The following is a 2,577-nucleotide window of genomic DNA, read 5'->3' on the forward strand; positions in this document are numbered from 1 at the left end:
GCCTCGCGTTGCGCCGCGGGAACGCCGGCGATCACCAGGTTCTGGTTCGCGGTCATGCGGAAGTGCGCGCCGTCGCCGGCGTCGCGCAGCTGCGTGGCGATCGCGCGCAGGCCGCTGAGGTGCTGCGCGCCGTCGGCATGGTCGGCGATGCGCCCGGCCGGCAGCGACAGGGTCAGGTGCCAGCGGCCGTCCTCGCCAGCCTGCCAGCCGGCGCGGTCGCCGTTGTGCTCGAAGGCGAAGTCGCGCATGGGCTGCAGGCGCACGCCGGCACGGCGCTCGATCTCCGCCAGCACCGTCTCCAGGCCGTGGTCGTCGATGGTGTACTTGAAGCGCGCGCGCTTGCGCACGGTGCGGTTGCCCAGGTCGCGCTGGGTGGTGACCACCGCGGTAGCGACATCGAGCAACTGCGCGCGGTCGATGAAGCCGACCACGTTGGCCACGCGCGGGTAGGTCTCCGCATCGCCATGGCTGGCGCCCATGCCGCCGCCGAGGCTGACGTTGTAGCCGACCAACGTGCCGTCGGCGTCGAGCACGCCGATGAAGCCCAGATCGTTGGCGAACACGTCCACGTCGTTGACCGGCGGCAGCGCGAAACCGATCTTGAACTTGCGCGGCAGGTAGGCGTTGCCGTAGATCGGCTCCTCCTCCTGCCCGCTGCCGGCGATCTGTTCCTCGTCCAGCCAGATCTCGTAGTAGGCGCGGGTATTGGGCAGCAGGTGTTCGGACACGCGCGCGGCGTCGGTGTAGAGCGTGGCGTGCGCCTGCGAGGCGAGCGGATTGGCGGCGACCTGCACGTTGCGGTTGACGTCGCCGCAGGCGGCCAGGGTGTCGATCAGCGCGGCGTTGATCGCCTGCATGGTCGCCTTCAGTTCGCGCTTGATCACCCCGTGGAACTGGAACGCCTGGCGCGTGGTGACGCGCAGCGAGTGGTTGCCGTAGGTGGTGGCGATGGCGTCGAGCTTGAGCCACTGCGCCGGATCCACCACCCCGCCCGGGGTGCGCGTGCGGATCATGAACTGGTAGGCCGGCTCCAGCTTCTGCCGGCGCCGCTCCTCGCGCAGATCGCGGTCGTCCTGCTGGTAGCTGCCGTGGTACTTGATCAGCGTCTGATCGTCCTCGCGCAGCGCCCCGGTGACCGGATCGGCCAGGCTCTGCAGCAGCGACCCGCGCAAGCGCTGGCTGTGGTGCTTGATGTCTTCGATGGAGTGGGACATTGGGCAGGGAATCGAGAATGGGGAATAGGGAATGGCAAGAGCGGGTGCGTCGGATTACGGAAAGCCCGTCGAGGCCGGCCGTTGCCCATTCCCGATTCCCGTTTCCCGTTTCTCAGCTTCAATACACATCACGCGCATACCGCCCCTCCCGCTGCAGTTGGCTGAGGTAGGCGGCGGCGTCCTCGGGGCTGCGGGCGCCGTGTTCGGCGACGATGTGCAGCAAGGTGGCGTGCACGTCCTTGCCCATGGCGATGGCGCCGCATACGTACAGGTGCGCGCCGTTCTGCAGCCAGTCGTAGACCGCGCGGCCGTGTTCGCGCAGGCGCTGCTGCACGTAGACCTTGGAAGGAGCGGTGTTCCCGCGCAGCGGTTGCACGTCGCGCGAGAACGCCAGGTCCAGCCGGTGCAGTTCGCCGCTGCGCAGCGCCTGTTGCCATTCGGCCTGATAGAGGAAGTCGCGGTTGAAGTGGCGGGCGCCGAAGAACAGCCAGTTGCGGCCGCTGGCGCCGCTCTCGGCGCGCTCCTGCACGAAGCCGCGGAACGGCGCCACGCCGGTGCCGGGGCCGATCATCAGGATGTCGCGGCTGGCGTCGGCCGGCACCCGAAAGCGTTCGTTGGGCTCGATGTAGACCGGGGCGCTGTCGCCTTCGGCCAGGGCGGCCAAATAGCCGCTGGCGGCGCCGCCGTGGGCATGGCCGTGCGCGTCGTAGGCCAGCACGTCGACGGTGAGGTGGGCTTCGTCGCCGACCCGCTTGCGGCTAGAGGCGATCGAGTACAGGCGCGGGACCATCGGCCGCAGCGCCTGCAGCAGCGCGGCGTGGTCCCAATCCGCCGGCCAGCGACGCAGCACGTCGATCACTTGGTGATCGGCGAGCAGCGCCGCCAGGCCGGCGGTCTGGGTGGGGTCGAGCAGCTCGGTCAGCGCGGTCGCGCCGGCGCGTTCGGCGACCGCGCTGAGCAACGGGCGCGAGGCCCGGGTCAGTTCGCGGTGGCCGCTGAGCCACTCGTACAGGGACAGTGTCTGCCCATCGGCGGTGAGCTCGGCGTGACCGTCCAGTCGCGTCGCGGTCAACACCGCCTCGACCAGCGCAGGCGGGTTGCGATGGCGCACGCCCAGGGCATCGCCGGGTTCGTAGTGCAGGCCGCTGCCGGCCAGCGACAGCTCCAGGTGGCGTACGTCCTTGTCGGCCGGGCCGTGCGCGGCGTAGCGCGGTCCCTTGAAGTCGCGGCCGCTGATCGGCTGGTTGGCCAGCACCTCGGCGGCGAACGGCTGGGTGCGGCTCCAAGCCGTCGCCGCGGTGCCGCGCAGCGGGGTCACCGTGGCCGACGGCGCCGCGGGCGTGTGGCGGCCCAGCACGTCGCG

The 2,577-nt window shown here is 70.5% G+C and carries 2 protein-coding genes; both read right to left on the bottom strand.

What is annotated here, in order from left to right; translation table 11 throughout:
- Positions 1-1,214 (bottom strand): NADPH-dependent assimilatory sulfite reductase hemoprotein subunit (locus tag D180_RS03625; protein ID WP_017911708.1); only part of this gene is annotated, 1,214 nt, incomplete at its 3' end.
- Between the two features lie 118 nt (positions 1,215-1,332).
- A partial coding sequence (locus D180_RS03630; protein ID WP_017911709.1) for a hypothetical protein occupies positions 1,333-2,577 on the bottom strand: 1,245 nt, incomplete at its 5' end.

This window comes from Xanthomonas sp. SHU 166, from assembly GCF_000364685.1.
GTDB lineage: Bacteria > Pseudomonadota > Gammaproteobacteria > Xanthomonadales > Xanthomonadaceae > Xanthomonas_A > Xanthomonas_A sontii.